A 14,991-nucleotide genomic window follows, 5' to 3' on the forward strand; every position below is an offset into this window, starting at 1 on the left:
CGGAAAGGCGTCCACATGGCGGACACCATCCTCGAGATGCGGGACATCACCAAGACGTTCCCCGGCGTCAAGGCCCTGCAGGGCGTCTCGATCGAGGTCGAGCGCGGACAGGTCCACGCGATCTGCGGCGAGAACGGCGCGGGCAAGTCGACCCTGATGAAGGTGCTGTCGGGCGTCTACCCGCACGGCTCGTTCGAGGGCGAGATCCTGCTCGACGGCGAGCCGGTGAAGTTCGGGTCGATCAACGACTCCGAAGCAGCCGGCGTCGTCATCATCCACCAGGAGCTCGCACTGAGCCCGTTCCTGTCGATCGCCGAGAACATCTTCCTCGGCAACGAGCGCTCGACCGGCGGGCTCATCGACTGGAACAAGACCAACCTCGAGGCCGCGGCGCTCCTGCAGCGCGTCGGTCTCAAGGACAACCCGGTCACCAAGATCGTCGACATCGGTGTCGGCAAGCAGCAGCTCGTCGAGATCGCCAAGGCGCTGTCCAAGGAGGTGAAGCTCCTCATCCTCGACGAGCCCACCGCCGCACTGAACGACGACGACTCCGAGCACCTGCTCGAGCTGATCCGGTCGCTGCAGGCCGAGGGCATGACGGCGATCATCATCAGCCACAAGCTCAACGAGATCAAGGCGATCTCGGACAAGGTCACGATCATCCGTGACGGCAAGACCATCGAGACCCTCGACATGCACGCCGACGACGTCTCCGAGGACCGCATCATCCGCGGGATGGTCGGTCGCGACCTGTCGAACCGGTACCCGGAGCACGAGCCGACGATCGGCGAAGAGCTCCTGCGCATCGAGGACTGGACCGTGCACCACCCGCTCGACGGGTCCCGCGAGATCATCCACCAGGCGAACCTCGCGGTCCGCTCGGGTGAGATCGTCGGCATCGCCGGGCTGATGGGCGCCGGACGGACCGAGCTCGCGATGAGCGTGTTCGGCCACTCCTACGGCACCGGCATCTCCGGCACCGTGTACAAGCGCGGCACGCCGATCAAGACGCACACGGTGTCGCAGGCGATCGACAACGGCATCGCCTACGCCACCGAGGACCGCAAGCGCTACGGCCTCAACCTGCTCGACGACATCAAGCGGAACGTCTCGGGTTCGGCACTCGGCAAGCTCGCCACCTGGGGCTTCGTCAACAGCTCCGAGGAGACCAGCGTCGCCCGGCAGTTCCTGAAGAACATGAACATCAAGGCGCCGTCGGTCAACGCGGTCACCGGCAAGCTCTCCGGCGGCAACCAGCAGAAGGTCGTCCTGTCGAAGTGGATGTACGCCGACCCCGACGTGCTCATCCTCGACGAGCCGACCCGCGGCATCGACGTCGGCGCGAAGTACGAGATCTACACGATCATCAACCAGCTCGCGGACCAGGGGAAGGGCATCATCGTCATCTCCTCGGAGCTGCCGGAACTGCTCGGCATCTGCGACCGCATCTACACGCTCTCCGAGGGCACCATCACGGCCGACGTCCCGCGCTCCGAGGCGACGCCCGAGGTCCTCATGCAGTACATGACCCAGGAACGGGAGACCCCAGTCAATGAACGCGCTTAAGTCCGCCGCCAGCTACCTCACCGGGCAGCTCCGACAGATCGGCCTGTTCATCGCGCTGATCGTCATCGTCGTCTTCTTCCAGGTGACCACGAACGGCATCACGCTGGCCCCGATCAACGTCTCGAACCTGATCGTCCAGAACAGCTACATCCTGATCCTGGCGATCGGCATGGTGATGGTCATCATCGCCGGCCACATCGACCTGTCCGTCGGGTCCATCGTCGCCTTCACGGGCGCCATGGCCGGCGTCATGATCACCCAGTGGGGCATCCCGTGGCCGATCGCCGTGGTGCTGTGCCTGGTGCTCGGTGGCCTGGTCGGCGCCTGGCAGGGCTTCTGGATCGCCTACTTCGGGATCCCGGCGTTCATCGTGACGCTGGCCGGCATGCTCGCCTTCCGCGGTGCGGCGCAGATCGTCCTGCAGAACCAGCAGATCTCGCCGTTCCCGACCGGGTTCCGCTCGCTCGGCTCCGGCTTCCTGCCCACCTTCGGCAGCTCGGGCTACGAGCCGCTCACGATGATCCTCGGCTTCGCGGCCGCGGCGGTCATGGTGGTCGTGTCGATCCGCGGACGCGCCACGCGTCGGAAGTACCAGCTCGAGAGCGAGCCGTTCGTCTGGTTCATCGTCAAGCTCGCCTTCGGTGCCCTGCTGGTCATCTACGTCGCCCTGCTGCTCGCCAGCTACAGCGGCACCCCGATCGTGCTGGTCATCCTCGGCCTGCTCGTGGTCGTCTACTCGGTGGTCATGCGCAGCGCGGTCTTCGGTCGCCACGTGTACGCCATCGGCGGCAACGCCCTGGCGGCGCAGCTCTCCGGCGTGAAGACGAAGCGGGTCACGTTCCTGCTGTTCGTCAACATGGGCGTCATCGCGGCGCTGGCCGGCGTGGTGTTCACCGGGCAGCTCAACCTGGCGGCACCGGGCGCGGGCAACGGCTTCGAGCTCGACGCCATCGCCGCGGTGTTCATCGGCGGCGCGGCCGTCACCGGCGGCATCGGCACGGTGCCGGGCGCGATCATCGGTGGTCTCATCATCGGTCTGCTGAACAACGGCATGTCGATCCTCGGTGTCGGCACCGAGTTCCAGTCCCTGATCAAGGGCCTGGTGCTGCTCGCCGCCGTCGCGTTCGACGTGTTCAACAAGCGCCGGGCGGCGTCCGCGCGCAAGTAGGCACGTTCGCAGCGCACCGCACCGCACCGCGGAACGGACACAGCACCTCGGATCTCCGGGGTGCTGTGTCCGTTCCGCGGTGCCGTCATGGTCGCGTCAGCGGGACAGGACGGCCCAACCGGCAGCCGGGAGGACCACGGTCCCGTCCCGCAGGTCACCACCGCCCGCCTCCACCCGCGTCGCGTCGGCCACGGGCAGCTCGACGGGGTCGTCGCCCAGGTTCAGGGCCGTCACGACGGCCGCGTCCGCGGTCGCGGTCCGCAGGACGATCGCGGTGTTCTCCACGTGCGTCACGTCGGTGTGCGCCCGGTGCAGCCACGGTTCTCGACGGCGCAGGGCGATGAGCGCCTCGTGGGCGTGGGTCAGGTCGGTCGCGGCGGGCGGTGCGTCCGGGAAGGCCGGACGGACGGCGTCGTCGCCGCCCTCGCGCTCCTCCTTGACGCCGGTCCAGCCGTACTCGTCGCCGGCGTAGACGACCGGCGTGCCGGCCACCGTGAACAGCACCGCTGCGGCGTGCCCGGCGAACCGCTCCCCCACCGCGCTGGCGATCCGGCTGACGTCGTGGTTGCCGACGAAGGTCGTGGGGACGAACGTCGACAGCAGGGCGTCGTGTCGACCGATCGCATGGGCCAGCTCGTGGCAGTTCCGGTCGGCGATCCCGTGCCAGGTCCCCTGCCACAGCTCGTACTGCGTCGTGGAGTCCATCGTCGACGCGGACACGATCGCGGCGGCGTCCCCGTGGATCACCTCGCCGCTGAACCACGCGTCCGGGAACTGTTCCCGGACGCGCGGCAGCACCCGTGCCCAGAACGCCGGGGAGACCGCGTACGCCGCGTCGAGCCGCCAGCCGTCGACGCCGCGCGCGAGCCAGTGGGTCATGACCTCGACGACGAGGTCCTCGGTGGCCTGGGCGGTGTGGTCGAGGGCGACGAGGATGTCATGGCCCTCGAACAGTCCGACCGGTACCGGGTCGCCCGGGTTCCAGCCGGTCCAGTCGATGCCGAACAGCGGGGCGGAGTCCGCCGCCGGCCCCTGCGTCTCGAGCGCTCGGAACGCCGGGTGCTCCCGACCGACGTGGTTGAACACGCCGTCGAGCAGCACCCGGACCCCGCGGTCGTGGGCGGCACGGACCAGGGCGTCGAAGTCGTCGTCGTCACCCAGGCGCGGGTCGATCCGCAGGTGGTCGACCGTGTCGTAGCCGTGGGTCGAGCTCGCGAACACCGGGCCGAGCAGCAGGCCGTTCAGGCCGAGGTCCACGACGTGGTCGAGCCAGGGGGTGATCCGGTCGAGCCGGTGCTCCACCGCGCGGTCCGCCCAGGGTGCCTCCGGTCGGATCTCGGCGCCGACGAAGCCGAGCGGGTAGACGTGCCACCACATGACGTGACGCACCCAGTCCGGTTCGGCGGGACGGTCGGGCACGATGTCGGTGGTCACTGCTCCGATGCTGCCAGGTGGCGCACTCGCTGGGTACGGCGATGCGCTTCCGGACGAGGATGGAGCCATGGGACGAGCGATCCGCACCGAGGCCGACGCCGAGCGCAGCGATGCAGCGCACGCCGAGCGGACCTGTGCGTCGTGCGGACGTCGGATGCCGACGAACGCCGCACCCGACGCGAAGTGGTGCTCGGACGCCTGCCGTCGACACAAGCTCGACGACACCGACCGCGCACTGGAACGCACGATCGACGAGCTCCTCGACGCCCGGGCCGTGACCTCGAGCATCTGCCCGTCGGACGCTGCCCGCGCGGTCGGCGACGACGACTGGCGCGACCTGATGGAACCCGCCCGTCGTGCCGCGCGCCGGATGGTCGCGCGCGGCGAGGTCGAGATCACGCAGGGCGGCACCGTCGTCGACCCCTCGACGGCCAAGGGACCGATCCGGATCCGTCGTCCGCGCTGAGGCGACACCCGCTGCGGGAACACCCGCAGGACGACAGGTGTTGGCTCCAAACGATGTCTCCTGACGAAACCACCACGCAGTCCACCGTCCCCCGCAGCGCCCTGGTCGTCGGTGCCAGCGGCATCACCGGCTCCGCCCTGGTGCAGCACCTGACCCGCGACGGCTGGGACGTCGCCGCGCTCTCCCGTCGCGCCGGCACCCGCGACGGCGTCCGTGGCGTCGCCGCGGACCTCCGCGACCCGGAGTCGCTCCGCACCGCGCTGGCCGACGAGCGCCCGACCCACGTCTTCTTCACCGCGTGGCAGCGGCAGGCGACCGAGGCCGAGAACATCGCCGTGAACGGAGGGATGGTCCGCGACCTGCTCGCAGCGCTCGACCACGCACCCCTCGAGCACGTCGCACTCGTGACCGGGCTGAAGCACTACCTCGGCCCGTTCGAGGCGTACGCCGCGGGCGAGATGCCGGACACGCCCTTCCACGAGGAGGAGCCGCGCCTCGACACCCCGAACTTCTACTACGCGCAGGAGGACGAGCTCATGGCGGCCGCCGAGCGCCAGGGCTTCACGTGGTCCGTGCACCGCTCGCACACGGTCATCGGCCACGCGGTCGGCAACGCGATGAACATGGGCCTGACCCTGGCGGTCCAGGCGACCATCGCCAAGGAGCGTGACCTGGACTTCGTGTTCCCCGGCAGCGAGGCGCAGTGGAACGGCCTGACCGACATGACCGACGCCGGACTGCTCGCCGAGCACATGGTCTGGGCCGCGACCTCGCCCGAGGGCGCCGACGAGCCGTTCAACATCGTGAACGGCGACGTCTTCCGCTGGCGCTGGATGTGGCCGCGCCTGGCCGCGCACCTCGGTGTCGACCCGGCGCGGGTCGTCGGCTACCAGGACGCACCCCGGCCGCTCGAGCAGCAGATGGCACCGCACGCGTCCGCATGGCCCGAGATCGCCGAGCGCCACGGACTCGTCGAGCCCGACATCGACCGGGTCGCGTCCTGGTGGCACACCGACGCCGACCTCGGCCGTGCCATGGAGGTCGTCACCGACATGAGCAAGAGCCGCGAGGCCGGGTTCACCGGGTACCGGCGCACCGAGCGGTCCTTCACCGACCTGTTCGACCGGTACCGAGCGGACCGCCTGGTCCCCTGAGGCCCGGGGCCTAGCGGATCCCGCTCCGCGCGAACCCCTGCACGAACCACCGCTGGAACAGCAGGAACACGACGACGATCGGCACGACGTCGAGCAGGGCGAACGCCATCGTGGCGCCGTAGTCCGAGTTGAACTGTCCCTGCAGGTAGAGCAGCCCGATGGGCAGCGTGAACAGGCGGTTCTCGCGGAGCGCGATCAACGGCCAGGCGAAGTCGTTCCACGCCTGCAGCAGGCTCATGAAGAAGAGCACCGCGACGAGCGGCCGCGCCATCGGCAGCACGATCCGGAAGAACACCGCAACGTGCCCGGCACCGTCGATGCGTGCCGCCTCGATGAGCTCCTTCGGGATCCCGAGCAGGAACTGCCGGGCGAGGAACACGCCGAAGGCCGACGCCGCGCTCGGCAGGATCACCGCCCAGTACGTGCCGTACAGGTGCATGCCCGTCACGATGCGGAACAGCGACACGATGATCACCTGCACGGGGACGGCGAGGGTCGCCAGCGCGATGAAGAACAGCACGGTCGAGCCCCGGAACCGCAGCTGCGCGAAGGCGTACCCGGCGAGCAGGCTGATCGCGGTCGTCAGGATCGCGACCGACAGGGCGATGGCCGTCGAGTTGCCGAGCCACTCCACGACCGGGAAGGACGAGAACACCCGGTCGAGGTTGTCGAGCGTCAGCGTGCGCGGGAAGAACCGGACGGTCCCACCGAGCAGCTCGGAACGCGGCGAGAAGGCCACGACGACCATCCAGTACAGCGGAGCGATCACGACCACCGCGACGACGATCGCGAGGACGGTCCGGGCGGCGAGGCCGATGCGGGCCCGGCGTGTGCGGGCGCTCATCCTGCGAGGTCCCGGTTGCGGCTGCCGCGCCACTGCGCGATCGCGAAGACGACCGCCAGCAGCAACAGCACCATGCCGATCGCCGCCGCGTAGCCCTGGTCACGCGTGACGAACCCGGTGTCGTAGGCGTACGTGACGAGCACGGACGTCGCGTTGCGCGGGCCACCTCCGGTCAGCACGAACACGATGTCGAACACCTGGAACGAGTAGATGACGTTGAGGACCGTCAGGAAGAACGTCGACGAGCCGAGCAACGGGACGGTGACGGAGCGCAGGCGTCGGCTCCACCCGGCGCCGTCGAGCATCGCCGCCTCGGGCAGCTCCGGGCCGATGCCCTGCAGCCCCGCCAGGTAGATGAGCATGTTGAACCCGACGCGCCACCAGATGGTCACGAGCACGACCGACGCGAACGCCGCTGTCGGGTCGGACTGCCACTGCACGGGCGAGATGCCGACCACGCCCAGCAGCGCGTCGAGCACGCCGGAGTTCTGGTCGAACACCAGGACGCCGATCAGGGCCGTCGCGACGCCGGACACCGCCATCGGCATGATCAGGATCGAGCGGAAGAGTCCCCGAGCAGGGAGCACCGAGTTGAGCAGCAGCGCCGCGAGCAGCCCGAGCCCCATCGAGATCGGCGTCACCAGGACGGTGAACAGCACGGTGTTGAGCAGCGCCCGCCAGAAGAGCGCGTCGCCGAGCAGGCGCTGGTAGTTCGCCAGCCCGACCCACTCGGCCGCGCCGAAGCCGTTCGTGCGCTGGAAGCTGATGACGAACGCGCCGACGAGCGGGACGAGCACGAAGACCGCGAGCAGCACCATGTTCGGCGCGATGAACACGTAGGCGGCGCGTTCCTCGTGCCGGGCGGAGCGCGAACGGCGGGGGCGGATCCTCCGCCCGGTCGTGGCGGTCATGCCGTCCCTCCCGTGGCGTCGGCGATGCCCCGCTGCAGGCGCTGCACGGTCTCGGCGGCACCGACACCGCCGACCAGCGCGTCCTCGATGCCGTTCTGCAGCACGGTGATGATCGCGGCCATGTCCGGCGAGGCCACCTGGGCGACGTCCGCCGGCCGGATGACCGACGCCTGGTCGACGAACACCGGCGTCAGTTCAGGCCGCACCGCGAAGCGCAGCCCACCGTCCAGCAGGTCCCGACGAGTGGGCAGCAACGAGGCCCGCTCGCAGAAGTCCTGCATCTGGGGTCGGCGGGTGACGAAGTCGAGGAACGACGCGGCGAGGTCAGGTTTCTGGGACTGGGCGGTCGCCACCAGGGCGTTGCCGCCGAAGTCGCTGCCGCCCCGGTCCCGCCGCGGCGCGTACGTCGCGGTCCAGGGGAAGTCCAGCGTCGAGGCGGCGTCGGGGATCTGGAACGCCCCGGACCACACCATCGCCACGCGTTGCCGGTACCAGGTGTCGCTGGCGTAGGTCGCCGACTTCACCGAGTCGTTCGCGGGCACCCACCCCTCCGAGAAGAACCGCTTGGCGAACGTGACGGCATCGCGACCGGCGGCGCTGTCGATCCGCGGCGTCCGCTGGTCCGAGCCGAGGAATGCACCGTCCGCCTGGAACAGCAGGCTGAGCCACCTGGTGACGCCGTTCCCCTGCCAGTTGTAGGCGAACGGGTGGACGTCGTCGGGCAGCCCGGACCGCAGCTTCCCGGCGACGTCGCCGAGTTCGTCCCAGGTCCAGGCCTCGTCGACCGTCCGCGGCAACTCGGTGATGCCCGCCTTCCGCATCAGGTCGGTGTTGACGAGGATCGCGGACGTGTCCGTGTGGTGCGGCACGCCGAAGGGCCGACCGTCGGACTGGACCGCCGCCCACGCTGTCTCGGTGAACCGGTCCCCCACGCTCGCGTTGAGCGAGCGCGACAGGTCGAGCAGCTGCCCGCGTCCGGCGTAGGCGCCGAACGAGTAGTAGGGCACCCGGAAGACGTCGGGGGCGTTCCCGGCCTGTAGCTGCGCGTCGATGTTCGTGAACATCTGCTCGTAGGGCACGGCGTTCAGCTCGACCCGTCGTCCGGGGTACGCGCGCTGGAAGTCCTTGATCGCCGAGCGGAACCCGGCGAGCTCGGCGTCGGTCCCCCAGGTGGTGAAGGTCAGCGTGTCGGCGTCGTTCCGCGCGCCGGTGTCCTGCGGCACGAACCCGCACCCCGCCAGGGCTGCGGGCAGCGTCAGCGCACCCAGCCCCACGAGGAGGTTGCGGCGTGTGATGTGCACTTGTACTCCGTTGGTCGGTCCGGGGCTGGGACGACATCCGTCGGTCCAGCATGCTCCGCCGCCGACGTTGCCGTCTCACACCTGGCCCGAGCCCGGGAACGGGGTACACGGGCGTCCGTAGAGTCGGAGTCACACCGCCGGGTCCACCGGTGATGCCCCATCGGAAGGAATCACCATGTCGCTCGGAGACAAGGCCAAGGACGCCACCCAGAAGATCGTCGGCAAGGTCGAGGAGACCGTCGGCAAGCACACGGACGACGCCGAGCTCAAGCACCAGGGCCAGAAGGACCAGGTCATGGGCGAGGGTCGCATGCAGACCGAGAAGGCGAAGGACGCCCTCGACGGCAAGTGAGCACCGGCTCCTGAACGTACGGACGGCCCGGCATCCATCGATGCCGGGCCGTCCGCACGTCTGTCTGTCACCCGGTCGTCCCCGGCGGAGCAGACTCGGGGGATGAGCGAGCCCGACGACCACTTCTTCGTCGTCGACGGCCGTCGGTGGCGCAGGACCGACCCGGCGATCCCCGAGGCGACGGCCGCAGCGCTCCGGTCGCACCTGGGGCGCGGTCGGAACGCCGTCAAGCAGGCGAAACGGTCCGGTGACGACGAGGCCCTCGCGGCGGCGCGGCACCGGAACGGCATCGCGAAGCACGGCCTGGGCGAACGCGGACCGGAGTGGTGGGACCGCCCGGAGGCCGACCGCGTCGCGGACGCCGATTGCGCGCTGCAGGACCTCGACGCCCTCGACTAGGCCTCGGTGTGCCCCAGGTCCGGCTCGGTGCGGAGCGTGACCGTGCGCGATGCCGAGGCGTGCAGCTCGAACACGACGACCTCGTTCCGGCCCGCGCGCAGGACCGGTCCCGGTACCGCGAGCGTCGTCTGCGGGCCGCGTGACCAGTACCGGCCGAGGCAGAACCCGTTGACCCAGGCGACACCCTTCCGGAAGCCGTCGAGCGCGAGGTACCGGTCGTCGACGACGTCGAGGTCGAACGACCCGAGCGCGACGACGGGCCCGGCGAGGACGGAGCCGTTCGTGCTCGGGAGTGCCCGCAGGACGTCGAGCGCCGCCTCGGGCAGGGGGTCGAGCGCGAGTGGTGACACCGTCCACCGCTCGAGGGGCACACCGTCGACGGACACGCCACCGATCAGGCCCTTCGGTTCGCCGATGCGGACGCCGTAGTCGACCCGTCCCTGGTCCTCGACCAGCAGCTCCAGCGTGCCGGTCCCCCGCGGCAGCGCCAGCGCCCGGTCGTGGTGCTCCCGTTCGAGCACGCCCACAGGGCGACCGTCGACCCTGACCAGGACACGGTCACGGACTTCGGTGCCGACGGTGAGGACGCCACCGGTGGGCAGGTCGACCTCGGTCCGGTAGAGCACGAAGCCCGAGGCGGCGCCGAGCTCGTCGAACGTCGGGACGTCCTGGTGCGTGGTCCAGGACGTGAGGTGCGGGAGCAGCGACGCGAGCGGCGTGGACCGGTCGAGTCGGACGGCGAGGTCCGTGGCGGGGGTGGGCCGGTCCTCCAGGGCGACGCCGGTCGCGCCCACCGGAGCGAGGCGACCCGACCCGCCGGGCAGCATCGACGCGGGCAGCTCGGGCACGGGCGCGTAGCGCTCGATCACCGTGCGGAACGCGTGGAACTTCGCGGTCGGTCGGCCGGCCTCGTCGAGCGGGGCGTCGTAGTCGTACGACGTCGCGATCGGCCGGTACACGCCCTTGTCGTTCGCGCCGTTCGTGAAGCCGAAGTTCGTGCCGCCGTGGAACATGTAGACGTTGACCGAGCCGCCGGCGGCGAGCAGGTCGTCCAGGTCGGACGCCGACGCCGCGGCCGGGGTGGTGTGGTGGTGCTCGCCCCAGCTGTCGAACCAGCCGTCCCAGAACTCCGAGCACATCAGCGGCCCGGTCGGCTGGGCCTGCCGCAGCCGCTCCAGCCGCTCCGTGGAGCGCGATCCGAAGGACCCGGTCTTGTGCAGCGAGGGCAGCGACCCGTCCTCGAGCATGGTGCCCATCGGCTGGTCGACGCTGGTGAAGGGGACGGTGAGCCCGATCGCACGGTGCATCTGCTCGAGCTTGGTCAGGTACACCGGGTCGGAACCGTAGGCGCCGTACTCGTTCTCGACCTGCACGAGCACGACGGGTCCGCCAGCGTCGATCTGGCGTGGGACGAGGACGGGCGCGAGGGCGTCGAGGTACCGGGACACGGCGGCCAGGAACTGCGGCTCGTCGCGCCGGATGCCGACGGTGCCGTCGGTGAACAGCCAGTACGGCAGACCGCCGTTGGTCCACTCGGCGCAGATGTACGGGCCCGGGCGGACGACGGCGTGCATGCCCTCGGCGGCGACCAGGTCGAGGAACCGCCCGAGGTCGAGGCCGCCCGTGAAGTCGAAGTCGCCCGGCGTGGCCTCGTGCGCGTTCCACGCGACGTAGGTCTCGACGGTGTTCAGGCCCATCAGCCGGGCCTTGCGGATGCGGTCCTGCCACAGGTCCGGGTGCACGCGGAAGTAGTGGATCGCGCCGGACAGGACCCGGTGCGGTTCGCCGTCGAGCAGGAAGTCGGTGTCGCCGATGGCGAAGCGCATCGTGCGCCTTTCTGTCAGCGGAGGGGCCGCACGGTTGCCCGTGCGGCCCCTCCGGGGTGTGCGGTGGCGGGACTACTTGGTCGAGACCGTGAAGCCCTGCTGCTTGCCGTACTTCACGAGCGCATCCTGCCAGGCCTGCAGCCCGGACTCGAGGGACGTCCCCTTCTCGTACGACTGACCGACGGTGTCCGCGTAGACGCTGTTCGCGTACACCTGGTACGGCAGGTAGGTGAAGTCGTTGTCCGACGCCTTGGACGCGTCGACCAGGACCTCGTTGATCTTCTGTCCACCGAAGTACGACGGCTCCTCGTTGAGGAACGACGACGACTCCAGGTCAGCGGTGGTCGACGGGAAGCCGCCCGACTCCATGAAGACCTTCGTGGACTCCTTCGACGAGTTCAGCCACTTGAGGAAGCCAGCGGCCAGGGCCGGGTTCTTCGACTGCTTCATGACGACCTCGGCGCTGCCGCCGTTGTTCGCGGTGGCGGCCTTCGAACCGTCGTAGGTCGGCATCGGGGCCACACGCCAGTTGCCCGACGCGTCAGCGACGCTCGCCTCGAGGTTGCCGGGCATCCAGGCGCCGGTGATCAGGGTCGCGATCTCGCCGTTGCCGAGCTGCTTGTACCAGTCGTCGGTCCAGCCGACGGTCTTGGACAGCAGGCCCTTCTCGACGAGCTGGTTCCAGGTCTTCGTCCACTTCTGCACACCGGAGTCGGCGAGGTTGATCGAGACCTTGTCGCCGTCCGTGGTGAAGGGCGTGCCGCCGGCCTGGGCGATCATGCTCGTGGTGAAGCCGGCGTCCCCGGAGTCGGCCGCGATGTAGGCGTTCGGGTCGGCCTGGTGCAGCTTCTCGGCCGCGGTGACGTACTCGTCCCAGGTCGTGGGCACGGCGATGTCGTGCTCGTCGAAGACCTTCTTGTTGTAGAACAGCGCCATGGGGCCGGAGTCCTGGGGCAGACCGTAGACCTTGTCGCCGTCGGTGACGGAGCTCCACGTGCTGGCCGCGAACTTGCTCTTCAGGTCGCCGAAGCCGTAGCTGGACAGGTCGAGGAGCGACTCGGACAGCGAGAACTGCGGGATGGCGTAGTACTCGACCTGGGCGACGTCGGGGGCGCCCGAGCCGGCCTTGATCGTGTTCTGCAGCTTGGTGTACTGGTCGGCACCGGTGCCGGCGTTGACGATCTTGACCTTCACCTTGGGGTACTGCTTCTCGAACGCGGCGACCTGGGCCTTCGCGGACGGGGTCCACGACCAGTAGGTCAGCGTCCCGCCCTTCGACAGCGCCGAGTCGATGTCCGACGACGAACCGCCGGAGGAGGAGCCGCCGGAGGCGCAGGCCGCCAGGGCGATGGCGGCGGTGACGCCGATGGCGAGGGCGCTGAGTCCGCGCCGGAGCCTGGTGTTCATGGGGTGCCTTTCACTTCTTCGTGTTGGGGGGTGGTGCTGCTGTGGTGCGGACGGGAGACGCGAGCCTCCGGTCCGGGTCTCAGGCCTTGACTGACCCGGCGGCCAGGCCGGACTGCCAGAAGCGCTGCAGGAAGAGGAACGCGACCACGATCGGGATGATCGTGAGGAGCGACCCGGTGACGACGAGGTTGTAGATGGGCTGCGCGCCGGAGCCGGTGGCCTGCGCGTTCCACTGGTTCAGGCCGACGGTGAGCGGGTACCACTTCGGGTCGCTCAGCATGATGAGCGGCAGGAAGTAGTTGTTCCACGTGGCCACGACCGCGAACAGCAGCACGGTGACCACGCCGGGCGCGAGCAGCCGGAGCGCGATCGTGAAGAAGATCCGGAACTCCCCCGCGCCGTCCATGCGGGCGGCTTCGAGCAGTTCGGCGGGGATCGCGTCGACCGCATAGGTCCAGATCAGGTACATGCCGAACGGGCTGATCAGCGAGGGCAGGATGATTGCCCACGGGGTGTTCGTCAGGCCGACCTGCGAGAACAGCAGGAAGGTCGGGACGGCGAGCGCCGTGCCGGGCACCGCGATCGCGCCGAGGACGACCGCGAACACCGCGCGGCGACCGGGGAACGAGAACTTCGCCATGCCGTAGCCCGCGACCGTGGCGAGCAGGGTCGCCCCACCGGCACCGACGACGACGTACAGCAGCGTGTTGCCGAACCACTGCAGGAAGATGCCGTCGTTGTACGTCACCGTCTCGACGATGTTCTGCCAGAGGTTGAAGTCCCCGCCGAACCAGAGCCCGAAGGTGCTCAGCAGCGACGACTGCGTCTTCGTGCTGTTGACCAGCAGGTAGAACAGCGGCGCGAACGAGTAGACGACGAACACGATCATCACGGCGGTCAGCAGCCCGGAGCGCTTCGGCTTCCGGCCGTCGACGGGCGGCTTCGTCTTCCTGGAGGCTCGTCCCGCTCCGCCACGGCCGTCGCGGAGCGTCGTGGTCGCCTCGGTGACGGTGGCCGGAGCGGCAGGACCGGTGGCGGGGTGCTGCAGGGTGCTCATCGGTTCTCCTGACGGGTGCCGCGGACCTGCACGACGTAGGCGATCACGGCGGTGATCACGCCCATGACGATCGCGACGGTGGCGGAGTAGTTGAACTGCTGGCCGCTGAAGGACAGCGAGTAGGCGTACATGTTCGGCGTGAACGAGCTGCCGATGACGTTCGGGGCGAGGGTCTTCAGCAGGTTCGGCTCGTTGAAGAGCTGGAAGCTGCCGATGATCGAGAAGATCGTGGCGATGACCATCGGGCCGCGGAGCGCGGGGAGCTTGATCGAGAACACCGTGCGCATCGGGCCGGCGCCGTCGAGCTCGGCTGCCTCGTACAGCTCGCCGGGGACGGTGCGGAGCGCCGCGTAGAAGATCAGCATGTTGTAGCCGAGGAACTCCCACGTGACGACGTTGCCGATCGAGGTGAGCACCCACGTGGGGCTGAACGGCTGCAGCAGGTCGATGCCCATCGCGTCGTTCGCCGCCCCGGTCAGGCCGAACTGGTTGCCGTAGATGAAGCCCCAGATGAGGGCCGCGACGACGCCCGGGACCGCGTAGGGCAGGAACACCGCGATGCGGAAGAAGCCCGTTCCCCACAGGCGGGCACTGTCGAGCGCCAGCGCGGCGACGAGCGCCAGGCCGAGCATGATCGGCACCTGGACGACGAGGAAGACCGCGACCCGGCCGAACCCCGTCCAGAACTGCGAGTCCTGGAACAGCTGCACGTAGTTGGCGACCCAGACGAACTGGTTGCCGCCGACGAGCTGGTCGCGGAACAGGCTGAGCCAGAGCGCGTACCCGATCGGGACGATGAGCATGAGGACCAGGACGGCGACGAACGGCCCGACGAACAGCCAGCCGGTGTACCGGCCGCGGGGCTTCGGCCGCCGTCGCGGAGGCGATTCCGGCGAGGCCGCCGGTGCCGTGCGCGCTGCGAGCGTGCTCATGGGACTCCTTCGTCTGCAGCGTTCTGTGTTGCCGATGTTGACGTCAACATCGAACGAGCCGACGATAGCATGGCAACGTCAACATGCGTTACCGTCCGGGGAGGCCGTTCGGGATCCCGCACGGTTGCCGCAGGTGTCGAGAGGGATCATCGTGACGACGGAGCTGTCGCCCGG

At 69.4% G+C, this 14,991-nt stretch carries 14 protein-coding genes; 6 read left to right on the top strand and 8 right to left on the bottom strand.

Annotated features, from left to right (window positions below; all coding sequences use genetic code 11):
• Positions 1-15 precede the first annotated feature (15 nt).
• Positions 16-1,566 (top strand): multiple monosaccharide ABC transporter ATP-binding protein, encoded by a 1,551-nt coding sequence (mmsA, locus tag DEJ13_RS13500; RefSeq protein WP_056119465.1) that lies wholly within the window; start codon positions 16-18, stop codon positions 1,564-1,566.
• Positions 1,553-2,734 (top strand): multiple monosaccharide ABC transporter permease, encoded by a 1,182-nt coding sequence (gene mmsB / locus DEJ13_RS13505; RefSeq protein WP_056119467.1) that lies wholly within the window; start codon positions 1,553-1,555, stop codon positions 2,732-2,734. The genes mmsA and mmsB overlap by 14 nt, the downstream gene beginning before the upstream one ends.
• A gap of 96 nt (positions 2,735-2,830) precedes the next feature.
• On the opposite strand, the gene DEJ13_RS13510 is transcribed toward mmsB, so the two are convergent.
• A complete protein-coding gene (locus tag DEJ13_RS13510; RefSeq protein ID WP_111105884.1) occupies positions 2,831-4,111 on the bottom strand; it encodes an alpha-amylase family glycosyl hydrolase in 1,281 nt (426 codons plus the stop codon).
• Positions 4,112-4,235: 124 nt separating this feature from the next.
• Here DEJ13_RS13510 and DEJ13_RS13515 point away from each other — a divergent pair, with 124 nt between their 5' ends.
• Both DEJ13_RS13515 and DEJ13_RS13520 read left to right on the top strand, forming a co-directional pair.
• A complete protein-coding gene (locus tag DEJ13_RS13515; RefSeq protein WP_056119472.1) occupies positions 4,236-4,634 on the top strand; it encodes a DUF3253 domain-containing protein in 399 nt (132 codons plus the stop codon).
• A 53-nt stretch (positions 4,635-4,687) separates the two neighbouring features.
• Positions 4,688-5,788 carry an SDR family oxidoreductase gene (locus DEJ13_RS13520; protein WP_111105753.1) on the top strand — a complete coding sequence of 367 codons (1,101 nt, stop codon included), beginning with the start codon at positions 4,688-4,690 and terminating at the stop codon, positions 5,786-5,788.
• A gap of 10 nt (positions 5,789-5,798) precedes the next feature.
• Here DEJ13_RS13520 and DEJ13_RS13525 read toward each other — a convergent pair whose 3' ends face one another.
• The 3 genes from DEJ13_RS13525 to DEJ13_RS13535 are packed head-to-tail and all read right to left on the bottom strand — an operon-like array spanning position 5,799 to position 8,844.
• Positions 5,799-6,632: a carbohydrate ABC transporter permease gene (locus DEJ13_RS13525; RefSeq protein WP_111105754.1), complete on the bottom strand. Its 834-nt coding sequence runs from the start codon at positions 6,630-6,632 to the stop codon at positions 5,799-5,801.
• Positions 6,629-7,543, bottom strand: a complete 915-nt coding sequence (locus DEJ13_RS13530; protein ID WP_056119481.1) for a carbohydrate ABC transporter permease — start codon at positions 7,541-7,543, stop codon at positions 6,629-6,631. The genes DEJ13_RS13525 and DEJ13_RS13530 overlap by 4 nt, the downstream gene beginning before the upstream one ends.
• A complete protein-coding gene (locus DEJ13_RS13535) occupies positions 7,540-8,844 on the bottom strand; it encodes an ABC transporter substrate-binding protein (protein WP_111105755.1) in 1,305 nt (434 codons plus the stop codon). Before DEJ13_RS13535 ends, DEJ13_RS13530 begins: the two co-directional genes overlap by 4 nt.
• A 175-nt stretch (positions 8,845-9,019) precedes the next feature.
• Here DEJ13_RS13535 and DEJ13_RS13540 point away from each other — a divergent pair, with 175 nt between their 5' ends.
• A complete protein-coding gene (locus DEJ13_RS13540; protein WP_111105756.1) occupies positions 9,020-9,196 on the top strand; it encodes a CsbD family protein in 177 nt (58 codons plus the stop codon).
• A gap of 102 nt (positions 9,197-9,298) precedes the next feature.
• A complete protein-coding gene (locus DEJ13_RS13545) occupies positions 9,299-9,595 on the top strand; it encodes a biopolymer transporter Tol (protein WP_111105757.1) in 297 nt (98 codons plus the stop codon).
• Here DEJ13_RS13545 and DEJ13_RS13550 read toward each other — a convergent pair.
• The 4 genes from DEJ13_RS13550 to DEJ13_RS13565 form a co-directional block, all read right to left on the bottom strand.
• Complete coding sequence (locus DEJ13_RS13550) at positions 9,592-11,421, bottom strand: glycoside hydrolase family 35 protein (RefSeq protein ID WP_111105758.1); 1,830 nt, start codon at positions 11,419-11,421, stop codon at positions 9,592-9,594. The genes DEJ13_RS13545 and DEJ13_RS13550 overlap by 4 nt on opposite strands.
• Positions 11,422-11,493: 72 nt before the next feature.
• Positions 11,494-12,828, bottom strand: coding sequence for an ABC transporter substrate-binding protein (locus DEJ13_RS13555; RefSeq protein ID WP_111105759.1), 1,335 nt, complete (start codon positions 12,826-12,828; stop codon positions 11,494-11,496).
• Positions 12,829-12,907: 79 nt separating this feature from the next.
• A complete protein-coding gene (locus tag DEJ13_RS13560) occupies positions 12,908-13,885 on the bottom strand; it encodes a carbohydrate ABC transporter permease (RefSeq protein WP_220037537.1) in 978 nt (325 codons plus the stop codon).
• On the bottom strand, positions 13,882-14,817 hold the full coding sequence (locus DEJ13_RS13565; protein WP_111105760.1) for a carbohydrate ABC transporter permease: 936 nt from the start codon (positions 14,815-14,817) through the stop codon (positions 13,882-13,884). Before DEJ13_RS13565 ends, DEJ13_RS13560 begins: the two co-directional genes overlap by 4 nt.
• Positions 14,818-14,991: the final 174 nt, after the last annotated feature.

Origin of the sequence: Curtobacterium sp. MCLR17_007, from assembly GCF_003234655.2 — a bacterium.
GTDB lineage: Bacteria > Actinomycetota > Actinomycetes > Actinomycetales > Microbacteriaceae > Curtobacterium.